Source organism: Streptomyces sp. NPDC047869 (assembly GCF_040704065.1).
Classification (GTDB): Bacteria; Actinomycetota; Actinomycetes; order Streptomycetales; family Streptomycetaceae; genus Streptomyces.
In genome coordinates, this window is sequence record NZ_JBEYRK010000010.1 from 211371 (window position 1) to 233271 (window position 21901).

Consider the following 21901-nt stretch of genomic DNA (forward strand, 5'->3'; position numbering starts at 1 on the left):
AGTCTGGTCGTATGTCGGCCGGTTCGTACCCCCGATCTTGTCCATGCTTTGACAACTCGTTCCCTGGACGTTCAACCGACCGACCCCGTCCAAGCTGTGTGCCGTCCGTAAGGTCCCTGAGCGTTGCGGAAGAAGGGACTCATGGACGCACTCCTCGCAGTCCGGGCGCGCGGGATCACCAAGTGTTTCGGCGACGTGGTCGCGCTCGACGGCGTCGACCTGGACGTGACGCAGGGTCAGATCCACGGCCTGGTCGGACCGAACGGCGCCGGCAAGACGACTCTGCTGGGTCTTCTGCTGGGGCTGGCCGCCGCCGACAGCGGTCGCCTCGAGATCCTGGGCACACCGGTCGGACGGGCGCTCACCGCCCCCGACGCAGTCGCCGGCTTCGTGGACGGGCCCGGCCTCTACCCCTCGCTCACCGCCCGGCAGAACCTTGCCGCGCTGGCCGCCCTCCGCGGGAGCGGCGCGCGGACGACGGGGATCGACGACGCGCTCGACCAGGTCGGTCTCACCGATGTCGCCGACGACCGGGTGCGCGGGTTCTCCCTCGGCATGCGCCAGCGGCTCGGACTTGCCGCCGCCCTGCTCACGCAACCCCGGCTGCTCGTGCTCGACGAACCCGCCAACGGCCTCGACCCGGCAGGCAAGAGGCATGTGCACGGTGTCCTCACCCGGCTCGCGGCGGACGGAACCAGCGTCGTGCTCTCGAGCCACCGCATGGACGACCTCGAGGCGCTGTGCTCCGAGGTGACCATCATCGCCACCGGCCGGGTCGTCTTCTCCGGCCATCTGGACAAGCTGGCCGCCGAGAAACGCGAACTCGACTACCGCCTGGTGACCTCCGACCTCGAGGCCGCCCGCCGCCTGGCCGCCGACACGCGGGGGATCCACGTCGCCGACGACGCCACCACGCGGTACGGCGCCGAAGTCCTCGTCGTACGCGCGCGGGTGCCCGCCCTCGACGAACTGGTGACGGGGCTCGTACGGGCAGGCATCGCGCCTCGCGAACTCACTCCCGTGGTGTCACCGCTCGAAGCCGCCTTCCTCGCCCTGACCGAGCAGCACCGGGAGGAGCCGGCCCGATGACCGCGACACTCGTACCTGGCAACGATGTCCGGCCCAGCCCCGTTCCGCTGTCGCGCGGCTACCGGTTCGAACTGGTCAAACTGGTCTCGCAATGGCGGACGCGCCTGCTGGTCCTCGCCTGCTGGATCACGCCGGCGCTCTTCGTGACCGCGGTGAGCCGGCAGAGCACGCTCCCCGTCGACACCCTCTTCGGCCGCTGGATGCACGCCACGGGCTGGGCCGGGCCGCTGGTGGTGCTCGGCTTCGCCGGCACCTGGGCGCTGCCGCTGCTGACCTCGCTGGTGGCCGGTGACGTGTTCGCCGCCGAGGACCGCCTGGGCACCTGGCGCCACCTGCTCGTGGCGGTCCGGTCCCCGCGGCGGATCTTCGCGGCGAAGGCACTGGCCGCCCTCACCGTCATCCTGCTGCTGGTGGCGGGGCTGGCCTGTTCCAGCGCGGCCGGCGGAGCCGTGGCCGTCGGCAACCAGCCGCTGGTCGGCCTCGACGGCCACCTGCTGACACCGTCGGAAGCCGCTGGCCGGGTCGCGCTCGCCTGGATCTGCGTGCTCGCCCCGACGCTCGCCCTCGCCGCGATCGGACTGCTCGGCTCCGTCACGCTGGGACGGTCCCCGATGGGACTGCTGCTGCCCGCGCTGTTCGCGCTCGCCATGCAGCTCGCCCAGCTGCTGCCGCTGCCCGTCGCCGTACGCCTCGCCCTGCCCGGCTACGCCTTCATCGCCTGGAACGGCCTGTTCACCAGCCCGGCAGAGCTTCAGCCGCCGCTGATCGGGATCGCGGTCAGCCTCGCCTGGGCCGTGGTCGCGACGACGCTGGCCTGCCTGCTCTTCGTACGCCGCGACTTCACCAACGCCGCCTACGACGGCTCGGGACACCGTGCCGTGATCGCCGGGGTGCTGCCGCTGGCCGGGCTGGCCGCCGCGACGGTGCTGGTCGTCGCCACGACGACCTCGGCCACCGGCTCCGGGATCCGGCAGGACAAGGTGCAGCGCTCCCTCGCCACGGAGTTCGCCCATCTCTACCGCCTGCAGACCGGGCAACTGCACCGCCCCGACGTCACCGAGGCGCGGCTGAGGACGACCGCCACATGTGACAAGGGCAGCGTCAGGGTCGCCGCCGAGGGGCCGGGCAACGACTGGCGCTGCGTCGTCTCGTGGCATCTGCCCGGCGTCGAGGCCACCGGCTCGGCCGTCTACCAGCTCGACGTCACCGCGGACGGGCGGTTCGTCGCCGACGGCGACGGACCGAAGGAAGTGAACGGCTACTTCCTGGTGCGCACCCCGACCGGGGACGCACCGAACCCGCTCTGGCAGTTCGACGGCAACGTCGACCTGCTGTCCACCTCGAAGGGATGAACCCATGCAGGTAACACGCCACCGCAGGCGTGTCCACAAGAACGGTGTCGCTCTCCTCGGCAGACGCGTCGGCCGCCGGACCCTGCTGACCGCCGGCATCACCGCTGTCGCCGTCACCGCCGCGGGCACCGCTTTCGCCCAGACGCACCAGTTCGGCACCGACCAGGTCGGCCAGGTCACCGACCGCGGCCAGGTCGTCTCCAGCGACCAGTACATCGCGCCGTACGGCGAACGCCTCGTCATCGACAACGGCAAGGTCATGTCGTCCTCGGTGAGCCCGGACGGCACCCATCTCGCCGCCTCCGTCACGGACGGCGGTGCGGCACTGTCCGTCGTGGACCTGAAGAAGTGGACGGTGCAGCAACTCGTCGGCACCGCCGCCGCGTCCAGCCCGCGCATCGGCAGCAACGAGGTGGGCCAGGAAGGCCCCACCTACTCGCCCGACGGCTCACAGCTGTGGCTCGGCCAGACCGACGGCTACACCAGGTTCACCGTGAACCCGGACGGCAGCGTCGCCAACCCGACGGCCGTGAAGATACCCGCGGACGGCACCAAGCACGCGCTGGTCGGGGAGGCGGTGTTCTCGCCCGACGGCTCCACCGTGTACTCCGCCGTCAACGGCCAGAACCGGGTGGTCGCCCTCGACGCGGCGACCGGGGCCGTCCGCCGGAGCTGGGCCGTCGGCAACGCCCCGCGTGACCTGGTCCGGGTCGGCGACAAGCTCTACGTCAGCAACGAGGGCGGGCGCCCGGCCGAACCCGAAGACGCCACGCTCAACTCCTACGGCACCCAGGTACCGGCCGACCCCAGGACGGGTGCCACCACCACCGGCACGGTCGGCGTCATCGACCTGACGCACCCGGACGCCGCCCCGACCAGCATCGACGTCGGCCTGCACCCGACCGCCCTGTACGCCAAGCGCGGGGCGCTGTTCGTCACCAACACCGCCACCAACGACGTGTCGGTCATCGACACCCGCCGCGACAAGGTCGTACAGACCATCGCGACCCAGCCCTGGCCCGAGGCCTCGGTCGGCTACGAGCCCGACGCGGTGACGCTCACCGACGACGGGCATCTGCTGGTGACGCTCGGCCGCGCCAACGCGGTCGCCGTCTACCGGTACACCACCCCGCAGGAGCCGGTCAGTTACGTCGGCCTGCTCCCCACGGACTACTTCCCCGCGGAGATCACCACCGTCGGCGACCAGGTGCTGGTCTCCAACGCGCGCGGTGTCGACGCCCGCCGCCCCACCAGCGCCGCCGGGCACGCCACCCACGACACGACGTCGAGCCTGACGCGGTTCGAACTGCCCGACGACAGCGTCATCAGGTCCCGGACACCCAAGGTCTTCCAGCAGAACGGCTGGAGCCGGGGCTCGGTGCAGCTCGCCAAGGGCAAGGGGCACGAGAAGCCGGTGCCGGTCCCGCAGCGGCTCGGCGACCCGTCGACGATCAAGCACGTGTTCCTGGTAGTCAAGGAGAACCGGACCTACGACCAGGTCTTCGGCGATGTCCCGCAGGGCAACGGCGACCCGTCGCTGGCACAGTTCGGTGAGAACGTGACCCCGAACCAGCACGCGATGGCCGAGCAGTTCGGGCTGTACGACAACACGTACGACATCGGCACGAACTCCGCCGAGGGCCACAACTGGCTGATGCAGGCCGACAATCCGGAGTACACGGAGTCCTCGGCCGGTGAGTACAAGCGCAGTTACGACACCGAGGACGACGCTCTCGGCCACCAGCGCACCGGATTCATCTGGTCCGGCGCCCAGGCGGCGGGCAAGAGCGTGCGAAACTTCGGCGAGTTCCAGCAGTTCCTGTCGAAGCCCGCGGACGCGAGCTGGCAGAACCTGTACTGCGACGCCAAGAACATGGACTCGACGGGGCAGGACACCGCGTACACCCTGAACTCGTCCTCGCCGATCCCGTCGCTCAACGACGTGTCCGTGCACGGCTTCGCGAAGTTCGACACCAGCGTCCCGGACATCTACCGGCACCAGATCTGGAAGCGTGACTTCGAGAAGAACGGGCCGGCGAACCTCAACATGTTCTGGCTCTCCAGCGACCACACCGGTGGCCCGGCGAACGCGGCCGCCCAGGTCGCCGACAACGACCTCGCCACCGGCCGGATCGTCGACGAGATCTCGCACAGCAAGTACTGGAAGGACTCGGCGATCTTCGTCGTCGAGGACGACTCCCAGGCCGGCCTCGACCACGTCGACGGCCACCGCGCGCCGATCCAGATCATCAGCCCCTGGGCACAGCACGGCACCGTCGACAGCCGCTACTACTCCCAGATCACGGTGATCCGGACCATCGAGCAGATCCTCGGGATCCACCCGATGAACCAGAAGGACAGCGCGGCCACCCCGATGCGGGGGGCCTTCACCAAGAAGGCGGACCTCACACCGTTCACCGCGCTGCCCAACCGGACCTCCCTGACCGGCGGCCTGAAGACCCCGCCCGCCTGCGGCGTGGACACACCGGCACCGCAGGACCCCGCCGCGGCACCCGCGCCGTCGGCGAGGGTCCCCGCGGACAAGCAGTCACTCGCCGCGAAGTGGGACCGCTGGAAGTCCAGGCAGCGCCTGACCGGGCCCAACGCGGTGCCCGACTACGCGAATCCCGCGCAGATGAACCACTTCACCTGGTACGAGACGCACAACTGGAAGAAGCCGTACCCCGGCGAGACCAAGCTCTTCGAGCCGGACGACGTACCGGGCGCCTACATCCCGTCGTCGGAGTCCGACGGCTGACAAGCACCCGCGGCACGAAGGGCCCCCGTCCGGCATCACCACCGGGCGGGGGCCCTGCCGTGGCCGGCGGCGCGGCTGCGGGGTGGTCCGCGAGGTGGAGGGGCGAGTCGGTCCAGCGGGGGAGCGGGGGTGCGCCTGAGGGGCGATGCGTAGTGGTCCGCGGGCGCCGGACGATGAGGGCCCAGCGGAGGGAGACGTCGTGGAGCGTGGGGACCGGATCGGGCGTGCGGCGGGGTACGCGGCGGCAGCGGCTCTCGTGCCGTACCTGGTGATCAAAGTGTCGTGGGTGGTCGGTTCGTCACTGGGACTGCTGCCGGTGGGGCGAGGCTTCAGCCTGGGCGGGTGGCTGGCGCTCAACACCGTCACGATCGGTATGGCCGCCGCCGGGATCACGCTGGGGCTGGCGCTGGTGCGGCCCTGGGGGATGCGGATCCCCGGCCGGCTGGTGGGCTTCACCGGCTGGGTGGGCTCGGGGTTCCTGGTGTCGATCTTGCCGTTCGTGGTCATCAGCGCGCTCGTGAACTCCGGTGCGCATGAGGAGAGTTCAGGAGGCTCGGCGAGCTCCGGAGGCGACGGGGCGATGCCGGGCTGGGAAGCGGTGCTGCTGCAGTGCAGCTTCGTGGGCACCGGGATCGCGCTGGCCATCGCGCTTCCCGCCTACCTGCGACGGCGCTGGCCCCACGCACTGCGCGGGCCCGAGCGCCCCCCGACTTCTCCAGGGCCGCTGTGGCCCGCCATCACCGGCGCCGTGACCGGCCTGGTGTGGCTCTACTGGGCGGCCGGCGGCCCCCTGGGCATCGCGCACCGCGATGAGCGGCCGGCCGACTGGCATGTGCTGGTCGGGGTCAGCGCGTGCTGGGCTCTCGCCGCGTCCGCCGCCGTACCGGCCCTCGTCCGGCGCCGCCCGACCCGGCAGCCGTATCCGCTCCTGCTCGCCCTCGCATGGCTCGGGTCGGGTTCGATGTTCGCGTGGAGCGGCTGGCGGCTGCCGGCCACCGTCTACGTGGCGCTGGCGCGTCCGAGCGACGTCAGCTACCCGGAGAACGTCGCCCTCGCCGTGACGCTGCACCTCATGGCCGTGCTCACGGGGGCGGGGATCATGCGGACACTGGTACGCGACCGCAGCGGCCTGAGCGTGCCCGACGCCGCCGAGGAGCCCGCCGAGCGGGTGGGCCGCCGCCCGTGAGCCTGGCGAGTCCGGAACCGGTGCCGCTTGTCAATCCGGTGCGGCCCGGCTGACCGGACAGGTGCGAAGCCAGTACGAGCGGGCGGCGACGGTGAGTGCGACCCCGACATCCCCACCGCGGACGGCCAGGCCGACGCCTTCGCCGCCATCCCCGACGACGGTATACGGCACCCAGGGGTGCTGATGTACGCGGACGGTTTCGGTATCCGGCCCGTGCTGCGGGAGCTGGCCCGCGAATTGGCCGGGCACGGGTGCTACGTGCTCGTTCCCAACCTCTTCTACCGGCACGGCCCGGCACCGGTGATCGAACTGCCCGAGTACCTCGGGGAGGATGCCCGGCCCGCGGTCTTCGCCCAGTTGATGCCCCTGATCGAGGCGCACACCGCCGAACGTGTACTGAGCGATGCCGGAGCCTACTTGGAGTTCCTCACCACCCGGCCGGAGGTCGGCGCCGGCCCGGTCGCGGTGACCGGCTACTGCATCGGTGGCCTCCTGGCGATGCGTACCGCCGCCGCCCACCCCGGCCGGGTCGCGGCCGTCGCCGGCTTCCACGGCCCCGTGGGCACCGACGGGCGCGAGGCACTGCACTGCCTCCTGTCCACGCTCACCGCCGAGGTACACCTCGGCCACGCGGAAAGCGACATGACGCCCGAGGCTCTCGTCGAACTCGACCAGGCCCTGGACGCCGCGGGCGTCGAACACACCTCCGAGATCTATCCCGGCACCGCCCACGGATTCACCATGTCCGACACCGACGCGTTCGACCCCGCGGGGCTGCGGCGCCACTGGGACCGCCTGCTGCCCCTCCTCGACCGCACCCTGGCCGGCCGCTGAGGCTCCGGCAGGGGACCGGGACCCGCGACTTCAGCTCGGCATCTCCTGAACCGAGTTCGGGTCACATCCCCGACGACGACCGCCGGGTGCGCAGCTTCTCGAAGAGACGCTGGGCCTGGGCTCGGCGGCGGGGATCGGCCGCGGTGCGGCGAGCTTGTTCGATCGTGCGCCGACCCTGCGGGCTTTGCGCGAACTGCTTGAGCCGCTGGAGAACGCCTGGCATGTCGCTCCTCTCGCCATGGGCGCCCGGCTTCGGCCGGGCCCCGTGGAGTCCGACTACCCGGTCAACGGCCGTCCAGCCTCAAGGAGCCGAGAGAGAGCCGCGTCCGACAGCCAGTTCGTGAGGAGCCACCTAGTCCCTGGGCGGCTTGACGGTGATGTCGAGGTAGAAGGTGTCGATGCTGCGCACCGCCGCTTCGAACTCCTCGAGGTTCACCGGCTTGGTCACGTAGGCGTTGGCGTGGTGGTGGTAGGCACCGGTGACGTCGTCGGGAGCGGCGGACGTGGTCAGCACGACCACCGGAATGGTCCGCAGGTCCGCGTCCTCCTTCACCACGGCGAGGAACTCGCGGCCGTTCATCCGCGGCATGTTGAGGTCCAGGACGATGAGGTCAGGGCGCTCGTTGTCCGGGTCGCGCAGATATTCCAGGGCCGCCATGCCGTCGGAGACCTGGGTGAGGTTGCGGGTACCGCGCTCGGCCAGGGCGTCCTGGATGAGCATGGCGTCGGCGACGTCGTCTTCGACCAGCAGGACGTCGTACGGGCGGGTAGCGGCGGCGGCCATGTGTCACAAGCTCCGGGATTCGGGGGAGGGAGGGGTGGGTGTGCTGTTGGTGATGAGACCGGGCCAGCGGCGACGGGCACCCTGCCGGCTCATGCTCAAGGCCTGGCCGATCTCGGGGTAGCCCGCCCCGCTCGCTGCCGCCGCGTGCGCCGCCTGGTCCTCCAGACGTCTGACGGCGAGCCTGACGTCGCGCAGCACACGCAAGCGCGCGAGAGCCTGCCGACGGGCGTCACCGGCCGTGTCCACGAGGTCGGCGGGCGGGTGGGGGGCGTCCCGCGCGAGTCGCCGGGTGAGCTCGTCCACGACCTGGCTCACCAGCGCGGCCGTCTCCCCGGACCACGGCGGAGTGGGTGCGCGACCAGGCATGACGCCACTCTACGGTGATGTTCCCGACAGGGACAACATGCGTTGTCGAGCCGTGGGTACAGTGTGGTTGCCACATGGCAACAGCGGCCCACTCGTCGAGGAAAAGATGCAGACCGCCATAGAAACCGAGCCGTCCGACAGAGGCGTTCTCTCCAGCTGGACGACGCGGCGCTGGCTGCGTACCGGAGTCGCCACCACCCTGGCGGTCCTGGCGGTCCTGGGCTCACTGGGGGGCTGGGCGATGTGGCGTACGTCGCAGATCACCTCCGAGCTGGTCGACCGGCGCTCGCCCGCCCTGATCGAGGCCATGCGGGTGGAGCAGGCCCTGGTCAACCAGGAGACCGGGATCCGCGGATACGGCCTCTCCGGCCGCTCCGACTTCCTCCAGCCCTACGCCCGCGGCGTGACCGACGAGAAGACCGCCCTCAGCCTGCTGCGCCCCCTGGTCAAGGACGAGCGGGCCGCCGCCGCCGACCTGGCGGAGGTCGAGAGGCTCGCCGGCACCTGGCAGCGGCGCATCGCCCGCCCCATCTCGGGAGCCCCGGCCGACGAGGCCGTGAGACTCGCCACGGAGCGGGCCGCGGAGGGCAAGTCCGACTTCGACGCGCTGCGGCGTGCCATGGCACGTCAGCAGGACCATCTGCAGAGTGAGCGGGCGACGGCCACGCGGACGCTGAGACGGGCGGAGACGCTGCGGAACTGGATGTTCGCCGTCATCGCCGTCGTCATCATCCTGGTGGCGGTCCTGATATTCGAGGGGCTGCGTCGCGGCGTGACCGGTCCGCTCACCCGGCTCGGGTCGGCGGCCCGCGAGGTGGCGCAGGGCCGATTCGACCGCTCACTCGCCGGTACCGGACCCGCCGACCTGCGGCAGCTGGCCTTCGACGTTGAGGCGATGCGGCAACGGCTGGTGGAGGAACTGGAGTTCAGTGAGCAGGCGCGCAGGCTTGTGGACGAGCAGGCGGAGGACCTGAAGCGTTCCAACACCGAACTGGAGCAGTTCGCGTACGTGGCCTCGCACGACCTTCAGGAGCCACTGCGCAAGGTGTCCAGTTTCACCCAGCTTCTGCAGCGTCGCTACGGCGGCCAGCTGGACGCGAAGGCCGACCAGTACATCGCCTTCGCCGTCGACGGCGCCAACCGCATGCAGACGCTCATCAACGACCTCCTGGCCTTCTCCCGGGTCGGCCGGGTTCACAACGATCACCAGACCGTCGATCTGGAATCGGTGATGAGCAAGGTCCTGGACGACCTCAGCGTGACCATCGAGGAGACAGGCGCCGAGATCACCCACGACCCGCTTCCCACCGTCGTCGGGGACACCACCCAGCTGGGCATGCTCTGGCAGAACCTGCTCTCGAACGCCGTCAAGTTCCGCGGCCCCGACCGGCCGCCCCGCGTCCAGGTCCAAGCGGTGTGCGACGCGGGGGAGTGGAAGTTCTGGGTGACCGACAACGGGATCGGCATCGCACCCGAGTTCCACGAGAAGGTCTTCGTCCTCTTCCAGCGCCTGCACACCAAGGACGCCTATCCGGGCACCGGCATCGGCCTGGCGATGTGCAAGAAGGTCGTGGAGTTCCACGGCGGCACCATCGGCATCGACGCCGAGCACACCCAGGGCACCCGCGTCGTCTTCACCCTGCCCGCCACCGGACCCTCGTCCGCGGCCCCGCAGAGAGGGGCCCAGCAGTGACCGATCCCGCCGCGACCCGCGATGCGCGGTACGCCATCCTGCTCGTGGAGGACGACGACGGAGACGCCCTTCTCGTCGAGGAGCTCCTCCACGACACCGACCTGCCGCACACCCTGACGCGCTGCCGCACGGCCGCCGAGGCTCGTGCGACACTGGCCTCCGACGCCGTGGACTGTGTCCTGCTGGATCTGCACCTGCCCGACGCGTCCGGACTGGAGTCGGTCCGGGCGATCCAGTCGAACACCCACGCCGCGATCATCGTCCTGACGGGGCTGGACGAGCCCCGCGCCGGCGTCGACGCCCTCGCGGCCGGCGCCCAGGACTACCTGATCAAGGGCAAGGTCGAACCCGACCTGATGCAGCGCGCCCTGCGCTACGCCGTCCAGCGAAAGCAGGCCGAGCGCGCCAATGCCGCTCTGCAGATCGGGCGTCTGCGCGCGGAGGAGAACGCACGCCTCGAACGTGGTCTGCTCCCCGAGCCCCTCCTGTCCTCCGCCACCGTCACGGCGTCCAGCCGCTACTACCCCGGCCGCGCCCAGGCACTGCTGGGGGGAGACTTCCTCGACGTCGTCCAGACCGACGACGGTCACATCCACGCCGTCATCGGGGACGTCAGCGGCCACGGTCCCGACGCGGCGGCACTGGGCGTCTGCCTGCGCATCGCCTGGCGGGCCCTGATCCTCGGCGGACACCGCGACCAGCATCTGCTCCATCTGCTGGAGCAGATCCACATCGCCGAACGGGCCGGCAGCGACCTCTTCACCACCTGCACCCTCATCACCCTGAACCCGGAGGCGGGCACGGTCACCCTCCATCTGGCCGGCCACCATGAACCCCTCCTCGTCACCGCCGACGGCGCGCGAGTGGTGACCGCGGCCCACGGGGTCGCTCTGGGGATCGTTCCCGGACAGGGCAAGTGGCCTTCCACCACCATCGCCCTGCCCGCCCGCGGCGCGCTCGTCGCCTACACGGACGGCCTCATCGAAGGCTTCGCCGCCGACGACTCCACCCGGCTCGGCGTCGAGGGCCTGCTGGACATCATCGGCACCATCGACACGCCGGACCCCGGCTCCCACCTGGACCAGCTCATCGCCCGCAGCCGCACGCTCAACGCCGACCGGCACACCGACGACCTCGCCGTCTTGCGCCTGGACTGGAACAACACGCACACCGGCCGCACACCGAGCGCGTGGCGCACGGTGCCGTAGCTCCCGGAACCGGCAGAGCGGGGCGAAGAGGGCCGAGTCAGGCCGTGAGGGCTTCGCGAAGGCTGGCGCAGCAGGGCACGAGGGTGTCGATGCCGACGATCTGCAAGGTGCGCAGCACGTACGCCGAGGCATTCGCCAGGCGCAGCCAGCCGTCCGCCGCGGTGAGGTCGCGGTGGGCGGCGAGCAGGACGTTGATGCCGCTGGAGTCGATGAAGGTCACCCGCTCCATGTCGACGATCACGCGGGGCCGCTCGCCGAGACCACTGGGATCCAGGGCCTGGACGAGGCGTCCGGTACTGCTGTGGTCGATCTCGCCGGCCGCGGTCACCACGGTGATGCCGTCGAGAGTGGTGGACACCACCTCCAGCAGCTCGGGCTCGTGCGTGTGCTCGGCGTCGGTCTCCGTCACGGCGTTCCTCAGCATCCTCGAGATCAGACAGTGCCAGGCATGGTTTCTCCGGAAGAGTGCCCGGCAGTCGCCCAGGCCTATCCCCCTGAGTACCGCCCGCCGGTGGAGGAGGCGACGCCCGCGGTGGAACCGATCCCGACATATGCCCGCGTAGTGCCCGGTGTGATGTCTCGGCTTCCCCGGGTACCAGACCTGACGTACGGGGTAGCAGCAGCAGCGAGCGGATGGAACGGACCTTGTCTGGTGAGGACAGCATGACGCTCCACGACGACGGCCGTCCACATGCCGCGGCAGCCCTGGACGGACAGAGTTCCTGCATCGCCGAGGCCCGCCGCTTGGCCGCCGGCTTCCTGTCCCGGATGCGTACCGAATACCGGACCCCCGTCTCCCCGCGGGCCGTGGAGCTGACACAGCTGGTGGTGAGCGAGCTGGTCACCAATGCCCGCAAGTACGCCTCCGGGCCGATCCTGCTGGATCTGCGGATCGCCGACGATCTGGTGGAGGTCCAGGTGTGGGACGCCGATCCCGCGCTGCCGGTGGTACGGGACGCCGACGCGAGCCGGGTCGGGCAGCACGGCCTGGAGATCGTCAAAGCCGTCTGTCAGAGCGTCGAAGCCGTTCGGGAAACGGTGGGGAAACGCATGACCGCTCGGCTGGCTCTCGCGGACCCCTCCGGCAACGATTCCGCTCGCCTCTGGTAGGTGAGCGATCACCGCGAAGTCGCCCCTGACCGCCATGCCTGACCCTTGAGGGGCCGGCGGACGGACGGCCGGGGCGGCAGTTCGGTGCGAGCCGGCGGTCAACGCCCCCTGTGCTCTTCGCGTGCCTGCTTGAAGGCATCGGAAATGGTCTCCGCGGCGCCGGAGAGGGCCCCCTTGGCCGCCCCCTGGGCGCCGGACTCCGTCATCTTTCCCTTGAGCTCGGTAAGGCCGGCCGGCTTGCGCGGCCCGGATTCCAGATCGAGCCGGTTGCACGCCTCGGCGAAGCGAAGGTAGGTGTCGACACTCGCGACGACGATCCGAATGTCGATCTTGAGTATCTCGATACCGACGAGAGAGACCCGCACGAACGCGTCGATCACCAGACCGCGGTCGAGAATGAGTTCCAGAACGTCGTACAGGCCACTGGAACCGCCTCCGCCGCCGCCCTGCTGTGTCGCCACGGTCATCGAGACCAACCCCTCATCGTCCGGTTTCGGCATGGTCTTGTCCGCAGAGCCCGTCAGCGGCGCGATGGCCTCGCCGGCCCACGCCGCGACCCGAGCTTCAAGGTGCGGATGCCCCCACCACCTGCGCTAAAACACCAGTGCGAGGGGGGCGAGCGGCCCGTCCCCGCACGGGGCCCCGCCGGACTCACGCCGCATACCTCCGCGAGGTGCACTGCGTGCGCCGCCTGCCGCAAATCGCTTGTGGACCGATATGGAAATCCTCCGTCGAAGCAATCGAAGACGTGGGCCAAAAGGATTCGGGACCGGGCCAGTGCGGTAGTCCGGTATTCCATTCGACCGGTTCAGGCAGTGCATCGGAGCTCGGTGATCAACCGCGGCTCGGCAATCACTCCGACAAGCCGGTCTCGGCGATCGAGGTCCAGATTTCGGAGCCCGCGATGAGGAGGCCCGGCAAGCCCGCCGTACCGGGGGTTAACCCCCGGTCGCCCGGGGGGAATGCCTCGCACGCGGAGGGTGGCTGGCAGGCTTTTCCAGGTCGTCGGCCGACAGAAGACTTCCGGACATGACGACTTCTCCCGATGTCTCCTTGACGTCCCAGCCCGCACCTGCCGACACGTTGAAGCACGGCGCCGGCGGCGGCAGTGACTTCGCACGGCTCTCCCAACGGATAGCCGAGGCCGGCCTGATGCGTCGGCGTCCCGGCTACTACGCGGCACGCATCGGCCTGGTGGTCGTGCTGTACACGGCGGGCTGGGGGGCCTTCTTCGCTCTGGGCGACACCTGGGGCCAACTGGCCGTCGCGGCCTTCCTGGCCTTCGTGTTCGGGCAGGTGGCCCTGCTCGCGCACGACCTGGCCCACCGGCAGGTCTTCCGGCGACGCCGGCCCAGCGAGATCATGGGCAGGCTGTTCGGGAACCTGGGCGTGGGCATGAGCTACGGCTGGTGGATGAACAAGCACACGCGCCACCACGCCAACCCCAATCACGAGGACCTCGACCCCGACGTCGCCCCCGACATCCTGGTGTGGTCCACCGAACAGGCACGCTCCAGCCGTGGTGTGGCGCGTCTGATCGGTGGTCACCAAGCCCTGCTCTTTCTCCCGTTGCTGACCCTCGAAGGCTTCAACCTGCACGTCTCGAGCCTGCGGGCGCTGCGTTCGCCGTACATGAGGCAGCGAACCCTGGAAGGCGCCCTGCTCCTGCTGCACATCGCGGGCGTGCTGTCCGCCCTGTTCCTGGTCCTTCCGCCGGGCAAGGCGGTGGCGTTCCTGGCGCTCAACCAGTGTCTGTTCGGCGTGTATCTCGGCTGCACCTTCGCCCCGAACCACAAAGGGATGCCCACCTTCACCGGTGACGAGCGGCCCGACTTCCTGCGGCGCCAGGTCATCACCTCCCGCAATGTGCGTGGCGGCTGGCTGACGGACATGATGCTCGGCGGCCTCAACCACCAGATCGAGCACCACCTGTTCCCGAGCATGCCCACGCCCCATCTGTGCCGCGCCCAAGCCGTCGTTCGGCAGTACTGCGCCGAGATCGGCGTGCCCTACCACGAGACCGGACTGATCCGCTCCTACCGCGAGGCCCTGACCCATCTGCACCGGGTGGGAGAGCCGATCAGGCGGCAGCGAAGTGCACGGTGACCGTCGACGAGCGCTTCGGCGAGGCCTGCCGGCAGGGTTTGGACGGCTTCTCCTCCAGCCGTGGGATGTGACGGGAAAGGGCCCGTCAGGAAAGGATCTCGACGTACCCGTCGGTTCCGTGCACCCGGATCCGCTGGCCGTCGCGGATCAGGCGGGTGGCGCGCTCCACACCGACCACGGCGGGCAGGCCGTACTCCCGGGCGATCACGGCGCCATGGGTCATCAGACCGCCCACTTCCGTCACCAGACCCGCGATTCCGACGAACAGGGGCGACCAGCTCGGGTCCGTGTAGGCCGTGACCAGGATGTCACCCGCCTCGAGGTCGGCCTTGGCGATGTCGAGGACGACACGGGCCCTCCCCTCCACGGCCCCGGCCGACACCGGCAGGCCGATCAGGGCGCCGGCCGGCGCGTCGTCGCGCCGGTACGCCCCGGTGATGGACTCGCCGTCCGATGTCAGCACCCGGGGAGGCGTCAGCGTCTGGTACGACCGGAAGGCTTCCTTGCGCTGCTGGATGAGCCGGGAATCCACCTGGTTCGAACGCACGACGTCATGGAACTCCTGGAACGTGAGGTAGAAGACGTCCTCCTTCTCGGCGAGCACACCGGCCCGCACCAGGCGCTCGGCCTCCTCCAGCAGAGCCCGCTTGTAGACGAAGTAGCGGCTGACGATGCCGTACTTGGGATACTCCCGGTAGCCGATGAAGGTCCGGACCCGGTCGATCATCCGCTTGGTCTCGTCGGCCTTCCGCTCCCCGTCCGGCAGGGCCCGCAGGCATGACAGCACGTCCTGTTCCTTCCTCCACGCCTCCAGGCGCCCTTGCTCGAAACGCCGTTCCGCGGCACCCGGCCCGAAGTTCCTGACGTTGTCGAGGATCACGGGTACGAGCGTGGCGGGGCGCTCACGCCAACGTGGCCTCGTGATGTCGATCTCGCCGACGCAGCGCATGCCGTACCGGTCGAGGTAGCCGTCGATGGCGTCGCGTGCTTCGGTCCCGCCCGGCAGCTTCACCAGCTCGTCCAGGAAGCCCTCGTCCTCGACGCCCCGCAGGAAGGCGACCACCTCCGGGCACGGACGGATGACGTCCGCGACGTCGAGCAGTGCGAGACCCATCTCCGAAGTGACGTTGCCGGGGGCGGACAGCGTGAGCGTGTCGGCCGCGTTCTTCTCGCCGAGCCACTCGTGCAGCTTGTCGTTGAGCCACCACGTGGCCTCCATCCCCGCCATGATCACCTGGATGTTCAGTGGATCACCGAGCACCCGTTTGTGCTCCTCGAAGGCCTCCAGCAGGAAGTCGAACAGCGCCGGCCCGCTCTTCGTCCGGACGTCGCGCTCCAGGGCGGCGACTGACCTCCGGCTGCGCTCGATCAGCTCGGTGACGACAGCGGGGTCGGTCTCGACCGGGGAGGAGGCGCCGCTGCCGGCCGGCGGCCCGCCGGGGCCCGCGTCCGGGAGCGACGGGATGAAGTCGTCGCGGTCCAGCACGGTCTCCAGCGCGTCCCCGATCAGGGGATCGGACCGCCCCACGAGGTCCAGGAGTCCGGCACGGCTGGCGGGCGCGGCCAAGCGCCCGGTGACGTCGACGAACAGCCTCCCGCCGGCGGCGTGCATCGGCACCATGGCCGTCAGCTGCCACATGGAGAGCCCCAGGGGCTTCATGGCGTCGGTCATCATCTGCTGATGACCGACGGAGACGTACACGTGGTTCTCCTGGTCACCTGACTCGGGGACGGGGAACAGCGTCGTGATCGGCCGGCTCTGAACGATCTGGAAGTCGCCATCGACCAGGCACCATTCGATGTCCTGCGGGCTGCCGAACTCCGCCTCGATCCGCCGCCCGAGCCGCACGAGCCGCACCACCTGTGCGTGCGTCAGCGCCGGCTGCTCCTGCCGCCGCGCGTCGATCGCGACTTCCCGCGTCCCGCCGCCCGGCAGGGCGTGAACGGCGCGCTGCTTGGCGGCGATCGCCTCGGCGACGACTTCGCCGTCCCGCACCTTGAAGACGTCCGGGTTCACCAGGCCGGACACCAGTGCCTCGCCGAGGCCGAAACCGGCGTCCACGGTGGCGACCTTCCGGTTGCCCGTCACAGGGTCGGCCGTGAACAGGATGCCGGCAGCCTGCGGGAAGACCATCTGCTGCACGACCACGGCCATGTGCACCGTACGGTGGTCGATGCCGTTGTGCCGGCGGTAGGTGACGGCACGCTCGGTGAACAGCGAGGCCCAGCACCGGCTGACGTGCTGGAGGACTGCCGTCGGCCCCACGACGTTCAGATACGTGTCCTGCTGACCGGCGAAGGAAGCCGTCGGCAAGTCCTCCGCCGTCGCGCTGGACCGGACGGCGTAGGCGGCCCGCTCGCCGTTCCGTACGAGCGCGCGCGTGATCTGTGCCGCGAGATCGGCGGGGACGGCGATGTCCTCGATGGTCCGGCGGATCTCCGCGCTGAGCGTCCGGACCGCCTCCCGATCGTCCAGGGGCAGGCGTGACAGCTCCTCGAGCCGATCGCCGATCGACGGCGCTTCCGCCATGATCCGCCGGAAGGCGTCCGTCGTCACACAGAAGCCGCCCGGCACGCGGAGGCCCGCGGTACGCGACAGCCGGCCCAGGTTCGCGCCCTTGCCGCCGACCGCGCCGACCTGCCTCTCGTCGACCTCTCGAAGATCCAGCACGTACTGCTCGGTCATGACCTCTCCCACAGCTGCTCCGACGTCACCTCGCCCCGCCCATACGTCGGCCGCGACACACATGTCGCGCCTCGTTTCCGCAGGTTGTGGGCTCGGCCGACGATTCTGCGCCAGGACCGGGGCCTTGCCGCAAGCCCCCCGGTGCGCTATAAGTTGAGAGTGGCGAGGAGAGGATCTCCTCGCTTTTGTCTTTCATCGCCCGTACTCGCCGGTCAGGTTCGGCGTCCGACGTGGTGCCGGAAGCGGCAGCCGGCAGGGAACCACGGCCACCATGGTGCGCTGCCAGTACTCACGCCGACGCCGGCATCCCACGCTCGCACCGCGATGACACGAGCCTGGCGCGGGAACGCGAGGCCTCTCTCCGGGCCGGACCGCACCCGGACCGCGGGACCGCACCCGGGCTGCGCCGGCGCACGCGGACCGGCCGGGTCTCACATGCCGGTGGTGGCCCGGCCGAGCGCGGCGAGTGCGGTGGCGGCCTCTGCCTGTCGCGGGCTTCTCAGCTCGGCGAGAGCGTCACGGGCGGCGAGCAGCGTCTCCCTGGCCTCCGGGTGGCCCATTGCGGCGAGCACCTGGCCCAGGTCGAGCCGAGCCTGTTCGGCCCAGGACGGCATCTGCGCGGTCTCGAAGAAGGCGAGGGCCTGCCGCAGCGGCGGCTCGGCCTCGGGCCAGCACTCCAGGGCCGCCAGGTCGTTGCCTATCTGCTGTCGGTGGACGGCGTGGTAGAACGCGATCAGCTCGTCCGCCCGGCCCGGGACACCCGCCCGGCAGATCTGTTCGCCACGGCGGTGGATGTCCAGGGCCTCCGCCGCCCGGCCGAGCTGGCGCAGCAGGGCGCCGAGGGCGTTGAGGATCGACAGCTCGGCCAGCCGCGCCTGCGGGGAACCCTGCGAGGCGAGGCAGCGGGCCGCTTCGCGCAGCCGTGTGTGTGCCTCTTCCAACCGGCCCAGCCGATGCAGTGCCCCCGCGCCGTAGCCGAGTGCCCAGCCCTGCTGGAGCCCGTCCTCGCTGTCGCGGGCCGCCATGAGCGCGGCGTCGGCGGACACCAGGGCGGCCCGGGGGTCGTGCACGCAGAGGTTGTAGGCCCAGGCAAGGTAGTTGAGGTGAACCGCTTCCTCCTGTCTGCTGCCGAGGGCGCGGGCGGAGTCGGAGGAACGCCGGAACACCTCCACCCACTGCTCCCAGTGCTGGTTGAGGTCGGAGAACCAGTGCATCGCCTCCGCCGCGTCCAGGACCTGGCGGTGCCGGCCGGTGTCGTGGGCCCGGCGCAGCGCGGCGAGCCACTGGGCTCGCTCGGCCTCCAGCCAGGCCCGCGCCTCCTCCCGGCCGGTGGGCGCTCCGTCCGGGTCCGGGTCGCCGGACGGAGCGGTGTGGTCGTGGTCCGCGTCGAAATGCAGGGCGGCGGCGGTGGCCCGGCGCAGCATCCACCGCGTGGTCCGGTCGAGGGCGGCGTCGCGGGCCGCGGGACCGTCCTCGGCCTCGACCTGCTCGGCCGCGTAGAGCCTGAGCAGGTCGTGGAACCGGTAGCGCTCGGCGGCGGGATCGCTCTGGAGCAGCCCGGCGTCGGTCAGCTCCTCGGCACAGGCGACCGCCTCGTCGTAGGACAGCCCGGCCAGGAGGCCGCCGGTCTCCGGGCTGAAGTCCGGCCCGGCGGCCAGCGCGGCGCGGCGCAGGAACGTCCGTGAACCGGCGGGCAGTTGGCGGTACGAGAGAGCGAAGGCCGCGCGTACCCGCAGGCTTCCGGCCTGGAGGCCGTCCAGCCGCCGGCCCTCGGCGGCGAGACGGGCGACGAGTTTGCCCAGGCGTTCGTGCGGCCGGCTCAGGAGTCGCTGCCCGGCGATCCGGACGGCCAGTGGCAGGTGCCCGCACAGATCGGCGAGGTCGCGCGCGGCTTGCGCCTCCGCCCGCACCCGCTCGGGGCCGACGATGCGGGTCAGCAGTTCCACCGCCTCCTCGCGCCGCAGCAGGGTCAGATCGCACCGGTGGACGGAGGTCAGACCCGCCAGGGCCTGGCGGCTGGTGACGATGGTCAGCGACGGGCCGGTGCCGGGCAGCAGCGGGGCGACCTGGGACTCGTCGTCGGCGTTGTCCAGCAGCAGGAGCAGCCGACGCTCGCCGGCCAGGGACCGCCACAGGCCCGCGCGGTCGTCGGTGCCGGCCGGTATCGCGGCGTCGGCGATCCCCGACGCGCTCAGCAGCCGGGCCAGCGCGTCACGGGCAGTGGCCGGCTCGGCGTCCATGCCGTGCAGGTCCAGGGCGAACTGTCCGTCCGGGAAGTGCGGGGCGAGACGGTGCGCGGCGTGCACCGCGAACGCGGTCTTGCCCAGACCGGGCTGTCCGGTGACCACGGCGACCGCCGGCCGGCTCGGACCGGCGTCCCGCACCAGGTCCAGCAGCCGGGCGAGGGCCGCGTCGCGGGCGGTGAAGTCCTGGATGTCACGTGGCAGGGCCAAGGTGACGGGCGCGGCGGGCCCGGCGGTCGTCCGAGGGCGCGGACGCCCCAGAGCGGCGGACTCCTCCAGCCCCGCCGCCTCGTCCGTGTCCAGTCCCAGTGCTTCGGCCAGCGCCTGGACGGTACGGCGCTGCGGCCCTCGGGTACGCCCGCGTTCCATGTCGGCCAGCGCCCTGACGCTGACCCCGGCCGCATCCGACAGCGCCTCCTGGCTCAGTCCCGCACGAGCCCGCAGTACGCGCAGCCGCTGCCCGAAGTCCTCCGTGGAAGGTGTGCCACCGCGCACCGTCGACGTCCCCGATCATCCGGCTCGTCCGAGCGCGAGCCCCCCCGGCAGAAGTATGGCGGACGGTACTTCCGCCTGCGGAACCGCCTGGGCACCGAGGGCCGTTGGTGATCGACTGAGAACAGGCGCCGGACGCCTTCCTCCCCGGACCGACGTAGTCCTGGCGGCCGGTCCCAACGGGCCGAGCCGCCGGAACGCGGACCCTGTGCGGTCCGGGGGGTGGCGACAGACCACCCGGCGCCGAGCCACCACCGAAGACACATCACGCGACGATCACGAAACGGGGCGACCTCACGTGAACACCAGTAACAGCAGTAATGAGCAGACCGGCGGAATCTCCAGGCGGAACGTCCTGGCGGCGGGCGCGCTGACCGCCGCCGCCGTCGCCTGCCAGGCGGGCCGGGCCCCCGCGGCGTCCGCCGCCGCCAAACCCGCCATCTTCTACGCCCCTCACCAGGACGACGACGCGATCGGTCTGGCCGGGTCGATCCTGGAGCACAAGGCGGCGGGCCGGCCCGTCTACCTGGTACTGGTGAGCAACGGCAGGAACCCCGACCTGGCCAAGCTCATGAACACCAACCCCTGCCCCCTGACCACCTGGGACAGCCCGCACCCGTGCGCGGCGGGCGGCAGGCACAACCTGTCCTGGCCGACCGACGGGACCACCAAGGTCGTCGCCGCCCGGACGGCCGAGTTCACGGCCTCCGCCAAGGCACTGGGCGTGGACAAAGTCATCAACTTCAAGGTCGTGGACGACGGGTTCGACAGCGTGTCCGCCTACAACAAGCTCGTCGACCGCATCGAGGCGAAGGTCAGGGCGCTCGCCGCGCAGTACCCCGGCGCGTCGCACAAGTTCACCGCCGGCTGGCTGGAGCGCACCGAGACCCACAAGGCGTGCAGCGACGTGGCGTACCGCCTGATGAACGACGGCACGATCTCCGACGTGCGCTTCAACCACGTCTACGCCTACGGGCGCCCCCGGGATCGGCGCGCGGACGGCGCGGCGTACGTGCTCGACATCCCGAGCTCGCACATGAAGACCAAGCGCAACGCGATGTACGCCTACAACACGTGGGACCCGAGCCGGAACCTGTATGCCCTCGGCTATCACAGCGTCCCCGACCTGCTGGAGGCCGCGCACGCCGACCCCCGCGAATTCATCCACACCCTGCCGTCCGACTACCGGCCGGGCAAGGGCGACTGAGAACCGCACCACGACACCAGGACGACCTCGGCCGACGGCAAAGAGCCGCGGCCCCGCACCACTCACGGGGAACCTTCATGAACATTCCGCGTCACCACACCACCCTGCTCGCCGTCGCGGGCACGGCCCTCGCGCTGTCCCTCACCGCCTGCCAGAGCGACTCGACCAGCGAATCGGCCCCCACGGCGACCACTTCGGCCACCGCGAAGGCGACGGACGAGGTCCAGGCCGGCGCGTCCGGCACGAAGGGCTCGAACGGCCCGGCGCGCTCGACGGCATCGAAGAGTCCGACGGACCGCACCGGCAGCGGCGGCTCCGCGGGCTCGACCGGTGAGCAGGCGACCGCCACCACCCGGGTCTGCGCCGCGCGGGACGTCGCTGTCACCGCCGCCACACAGGGTGGTGCTCCCTACACCCACATCGTCCTCACGGCGAGGAACACCTCGGGTCACTCCTGCCGGCTGGTGGGTGCGCCGCACATCCAGCTCCTGGAGAGCCACAAGCAGGACGTCCCGGTCGTCGCCAGGAGCAAGCCGGCCGCGCCGGTCGTGCTCACGGCGGGAGCCCCCGCGTACGCCCTCGTGAAGCTCTCGGACGGCGGCGTCGACGAGGACAATGAGCCCGTGTCGGCGTTCTCCGTCGTGCTGGAGGGCGACTCCGAGGTCATCGCCGTCACCGCGCCCGGCAGCGGCGGCATCGCCGCCGACCCCGCGAAGGCCCTCACCGGCTACTGGACCCCCGAACTCCGCAACGGGGCGGACGATTTCTGACGAACGCCGCTTCTGAC

Annotated in this window: 18 protein-coding genes; 11 read left to right on the top strand and 7 right to left on the bottom strand. The window is 70.8% G+C overall.

What is annotated here, in order from left to right; all coding sequences use genetic code 11:
- Nucleotides 1-141: 141 nt before the first annotated feature.
- The 5 genes from AB0924_RS16070 (at nucleotide 142) to AB0924_RS16090 (ending at nucleotide 7219) form a co-directional block, all read left to right on the top strand.
- A complete protein-coding gene (locus AB0924_RS16070; protein WP_366911691.1) occupies nucleotides 142-1089 on the top strand; it encodes an ABC transporter ATP-binding protein in 948 nt (315 codons plus the stop codon).
- Nucleotides 1086-2441: an ABC transporter permease gene (locus AB0924_RS16075; RefSeq protein WP_358939559.1), complete on the top strand. Its 1356-nt coding sequence runs from the start codon at nucleotides 1086-1088 to the stop codon at nucleotides 2439-2441. The genes AB0924_RS16070 and AB0924_RS16075 overlap by 4 nt, the downstream gene beginning before the upstream one ends.
- Nucleotides 2442-2445: 4 nt before the next feature.
- Complete coding sequence (locus AB0924_RS16080) at nucleotides 2446-5199, top strand: alkaline phosphatase family protein (RefSeq protein ID WP_366911692.1); 2754 nt, start codon at nucleotides 2446-2448, stop codon at nucleotides 5197-5199.
- 199 nt (nucleotides 5200-5398) lie between these two features.
- Nucleotides 5399-6385: a hypothetical protein gene (locus tag AB0924_RS16085; RefSeq protein ID WP_366911693.1), complete on the top strand. Its 987-nt coding sequence runs from the start codon at nucleotides 5399-5401 to the stop codon at nucleotides 6383-6385.
- Nucleotides 6386-6493: 108 nt separating this feature from the next.
- Nucleotides 6494-7219 (top strand): dienelactone hydrolase family protein, encoded by a 726-nt coding sequence (locus tag AB0924_RS16090; RefSeq protein ID WP_358939580.1) that lies wholly within the window; start codon nucleotides 6494-6496, stop codon nucleotides 7217-7219.
- A gap of 61 nt (nucleotides 7220-7280) precedes the next feature.
- Here the strand turns inward: AB0924_RS16090 and AB0924_RS16095 are convergent, their stop codons facing one another.
- The 3 genes from AB0924_RS16095 to AB0924_RS16105 all read right to left on the bottom strand — a co-directional run bounded on the left by AB0924_RS16095 (nucleotide 7281) and on the right by AB0924_RS16105 (nucleotide 8369).
- Nucleotides 7281-7442 carry a hypothetical protein gene (locus AB0924_RS16095; RefSeq protein ID WP_358939553.1) on the bottom strand — a complete coding sequence of 54 codons (162 nt, stop codon included), beginning with the start codon at nucleotides 7440-7442 and terminating at the stop codon, nucleotides 7281-7283.
- Between the two features lie 129 nt (nucleotides 7443-7571).
- Complete coding sequence (locus AB0924_RS16100) at nucleotides 7572-8003, bottom strand: response regulator (protein WP_199213247.1); 432 nt, start codon at nucleotides 8001-8003, stop codon at nucleotides 7572-7574.
- Nucleotides 8004-8006: 3 nt separating this feature from the next.
- The gene (locus AB0924_RS16105; RefSeq protein ID WP_366911694.1) at nucleotides 8007-8369 is read right to left on the bottom strand and encodes a hypothetical protein; all 363 of its coding nucleotides are present in this window, start codon (nucleotides 8367-8369) and stop codon (nucleotides 8007-8009) included.
- A gap of 106 nt (nucleotides 8370-8475) precedes the next feature.
- Here AB0924_RS16105 and AB0924_RS16110 point away from each other — a divergent pair, with 106 nt between their 5' ends.
- Nucleotides 8476-10062 (top strand): ATP-binding protein, encoded by a 1587-nt coding sequence (locus tag AB0924_RS16110; RefSeq protein ID WP_366911695.1) that lies wholly within the window; start codon nucleotides 8476-8478, stop codon nucleotides 10060-10062.
- Nucleotides 10059-11270: a fused response regulator/phosphatase gene (locus tag AB0924_RS16115; protein ID WP_366911696.1), complete on the top strand. Its 1212-nt coding sequence runs from the start codon at nucleotides 10059-10061 to the stop codon at nucleotides 11268-11270. The genes AB0924_RS16110 and AB0924_RS16115 overlap by 4 nt, the downstream gene beginning before the upstream one ends.
- A gap of 37 nt (nucleotides 11271-11307) precedes the next feature.
- Here the strand turns inward: AB0924_RS16115 and AB0924_RS16120 are convergent, their stop codons facing one another.
- Nucleotides 11308-11679, bottom strand: coding sequence for an STAS domain-containing protein (locus AB0924_RS16120; RefSeq protein WP_358939545.1), 372 nt, complete (start codon nucleotides 11677-11679; stop codon nucleotides 11308-11310).
- A 254-nt stretch (nucleotides 11680-11933) separates the two neighbouring features.
- Between AB0924_RS16120 and AB0924_RS16125 the strand changes: the two genes are divergently transcribed.
- Nucleotides 11934-12380, top strand: coding sequence for an ATP-binding protein (locus AB0924_RS16125; protein ID WP_358939543.1), 447 nt, complete (start codon nucleotides 11934-11936; stop codon nucleotides 12378-12380).
- 98 nt (nucleotides 12381-12478) lie between these two features.
- Here AB0924_RS16125 and AB0924_RS16130 read toward each other — a convergent pair whose 3' ends face one another.
- Nucleotides 12479-12847, bottom strand: a complete 369-nt coding sequence (locus tag AB0924_RS16130) for a gas vesicle structural protein GvpA (protein WP_366911714.1) — start codon at nucleotides 12845-12847, stop codon at nucleotides 12479-12481.
- A 562-nt stretch (nucleotides 12848-13409) separates the two neighbouring features.
- Between AB0924_RS16130 and AB0924_RS16135 the strand changes: the two genes are divergently transcribed.
- Nucleotides 13410-14486 carry an acyl-CoA desaturase gene (locus AB0924_RS16135; RefSeq protein WP_366911697.1) on the top strand — a complete coding sequence of 359 codons (1077 nt, stop codon included), beginning with the start codon at nucleotides 13410-13412 and terminating at the stop codon, nucleotides 14484-14486.
- Nucleotides 14487-14571: 85 nt separating this feature from the next.
- On the opposite strand, the gene rph is transcribed toward AB0924_RS16135, so the two are convergent.
- Together rph and AB0924_RS16145 are read right to left on the bottom strand one after the other, a co-directional pair.
- Complete coding sequence (gene rph, locus AB0924_RS16140; RefSeq protein ID WP_366911698.1) at nucleotides 14572-17172, bottom strand: rifamycin-inactivating phosphotransferase; 2601 nt, start codon at nucleotides 17170-17172, stop codon at nucleotides 14572-14574.
- 431 nt (nucleotides 17173-17603) lie between these two features.
- Nucleotides 17604-19910 (bottom strand): helix-turn-helix domain-containing protein, encoded by a 2307-nt coding sequence (locus AB0924_RS16145; protein WP_366911699.1) that lies wholly within the window; start codon nucleotides 19908-19910, stop codon nucleotides 17604-17606.
- Between the two features lie 295 nt (nucleotides 19911-20205).
- Here AB0924_RS16145 and AB0924_RS16150 point away from each other — a divergent pair, with 295 nt between their 5' ends.
- Together AB0924_RS16150 and AB0924_RS16155 are read left to right on the top strand one after the other, a co-directional pair.
- The gene (locus AB0924_RS16150; RefSeq protein ID WP_366911700.1) at nucleotides 20206-21114 is read left to right on the top strand and encodes a PIG-L family deacetylase; all 909 of its coding nucleotides are present in this window, start codon (nucleotides 20206-20208) and stop codon (nucleotides 21112-21114) included.
- Nucleotides 21115-21191: 77 nt separating this feature from the next.
- Nucleotides 21192-21884, top strand: a complete 693-nt coding sequence (locus AB0924_RS16155; protein ID WP_366911701.1) for a DUF4232 domain-containing protein — start codon at nucleotides 21192-21194, stop codon at nucleotides 21882-21884.
- The last annotated feature ends 17 nt before the right edge of the window (nucleotides 21885-21901 follow it).

Excerpts from the sequence above, each read along its gene's own strand:
- AB0924_RS16070 (WP_366911691.1), top strand. The coding sequence starts at position 142 with ATGGACGCACTCCTCGCAGTCCGGGCGCGCGGGATCACCAAGTGTTTC.
- AB0924_RS16075 (WP_358939559.1), top strand. The coding sequence starts at position 1,086 with ATGACCGCGACACTCGTACCTGGCAACGATGTCCGGCCCAGCCCCGTT.
- AB0924_RS16080 (WP_366911692.1), top strand. The coding sequence starts at position 2,446 with ATGCAGGTAACACGCCACCGCAGGCGTGTCCACAAGAACGGTGTCGCT.
- AB0924_RS16095 (WP_358939553.1), bottom strand. The coding sequence starts at position 7,442 with ATGCCAGGCGTTCTCCAGCGGCTCAAGCAGTTCGCGCAAAGCCCGCAG.
- AB0924_RS16100 (WP_199213247.1), bottom strand. The coding sequence starts at position 8,003 with ATGGCCGCCGCCGCTACCCGCCCGTACGACGTCCTGCTGGTCGAAGAC.
- AB0924_RS16105 (WP_366911694.1), bottom strand. The coding sequence starts at position 8,369 with ATGCCTGGTCGCGCACCCACTCCGCCGTGGTCCGGGGAGACGGCCGCG.
- AB0924_RS16110 (WP_366911695.1), top strand. The coding sequence starts at position 8,476 with ATGCAGACCGCCATAGAAACCGAGCCGTCCGACAGAGGCGTTCTCTCC.
- AB0924_RS16125 (WP_358939543.1), top strand. The coding sequence starts at position 11,934 with ATGACGCTCCACGACGACGGCCGTCCACATGCCGCGGCAGCCCTGGAC.
- AB0924_RS16130 (WP_366911714.1), bottom strand. The coding sequence starts at position 12,847 with ATGACCGTGGCGACACAGCAGGGCGGCGGCGGAGGCGGTTCCAGTGGC.
- AB0924_RS16135 (WP_366911697.1), top strand. The coding sequence starts at position 13,410 with ATGACGACTTCTCCCGATGTCTCCTTGACGTCCCAGCCCGCACCTGCC.
- rph (WP_366911698.1), bottom strand. The coding sequence starts at position 17,172 with ATGACCGAGCAGTACGTGCTGGATCTTCGAGAGGTCGACGAGAGGCAG.
- AB0924_RS16155 (WP_366911701.1), top strand. The coding sequence starts at position 21,192 with ATGAACATTCCGCGTCACCACACCACCCTGCTCGCCGTCGCGGGCACG.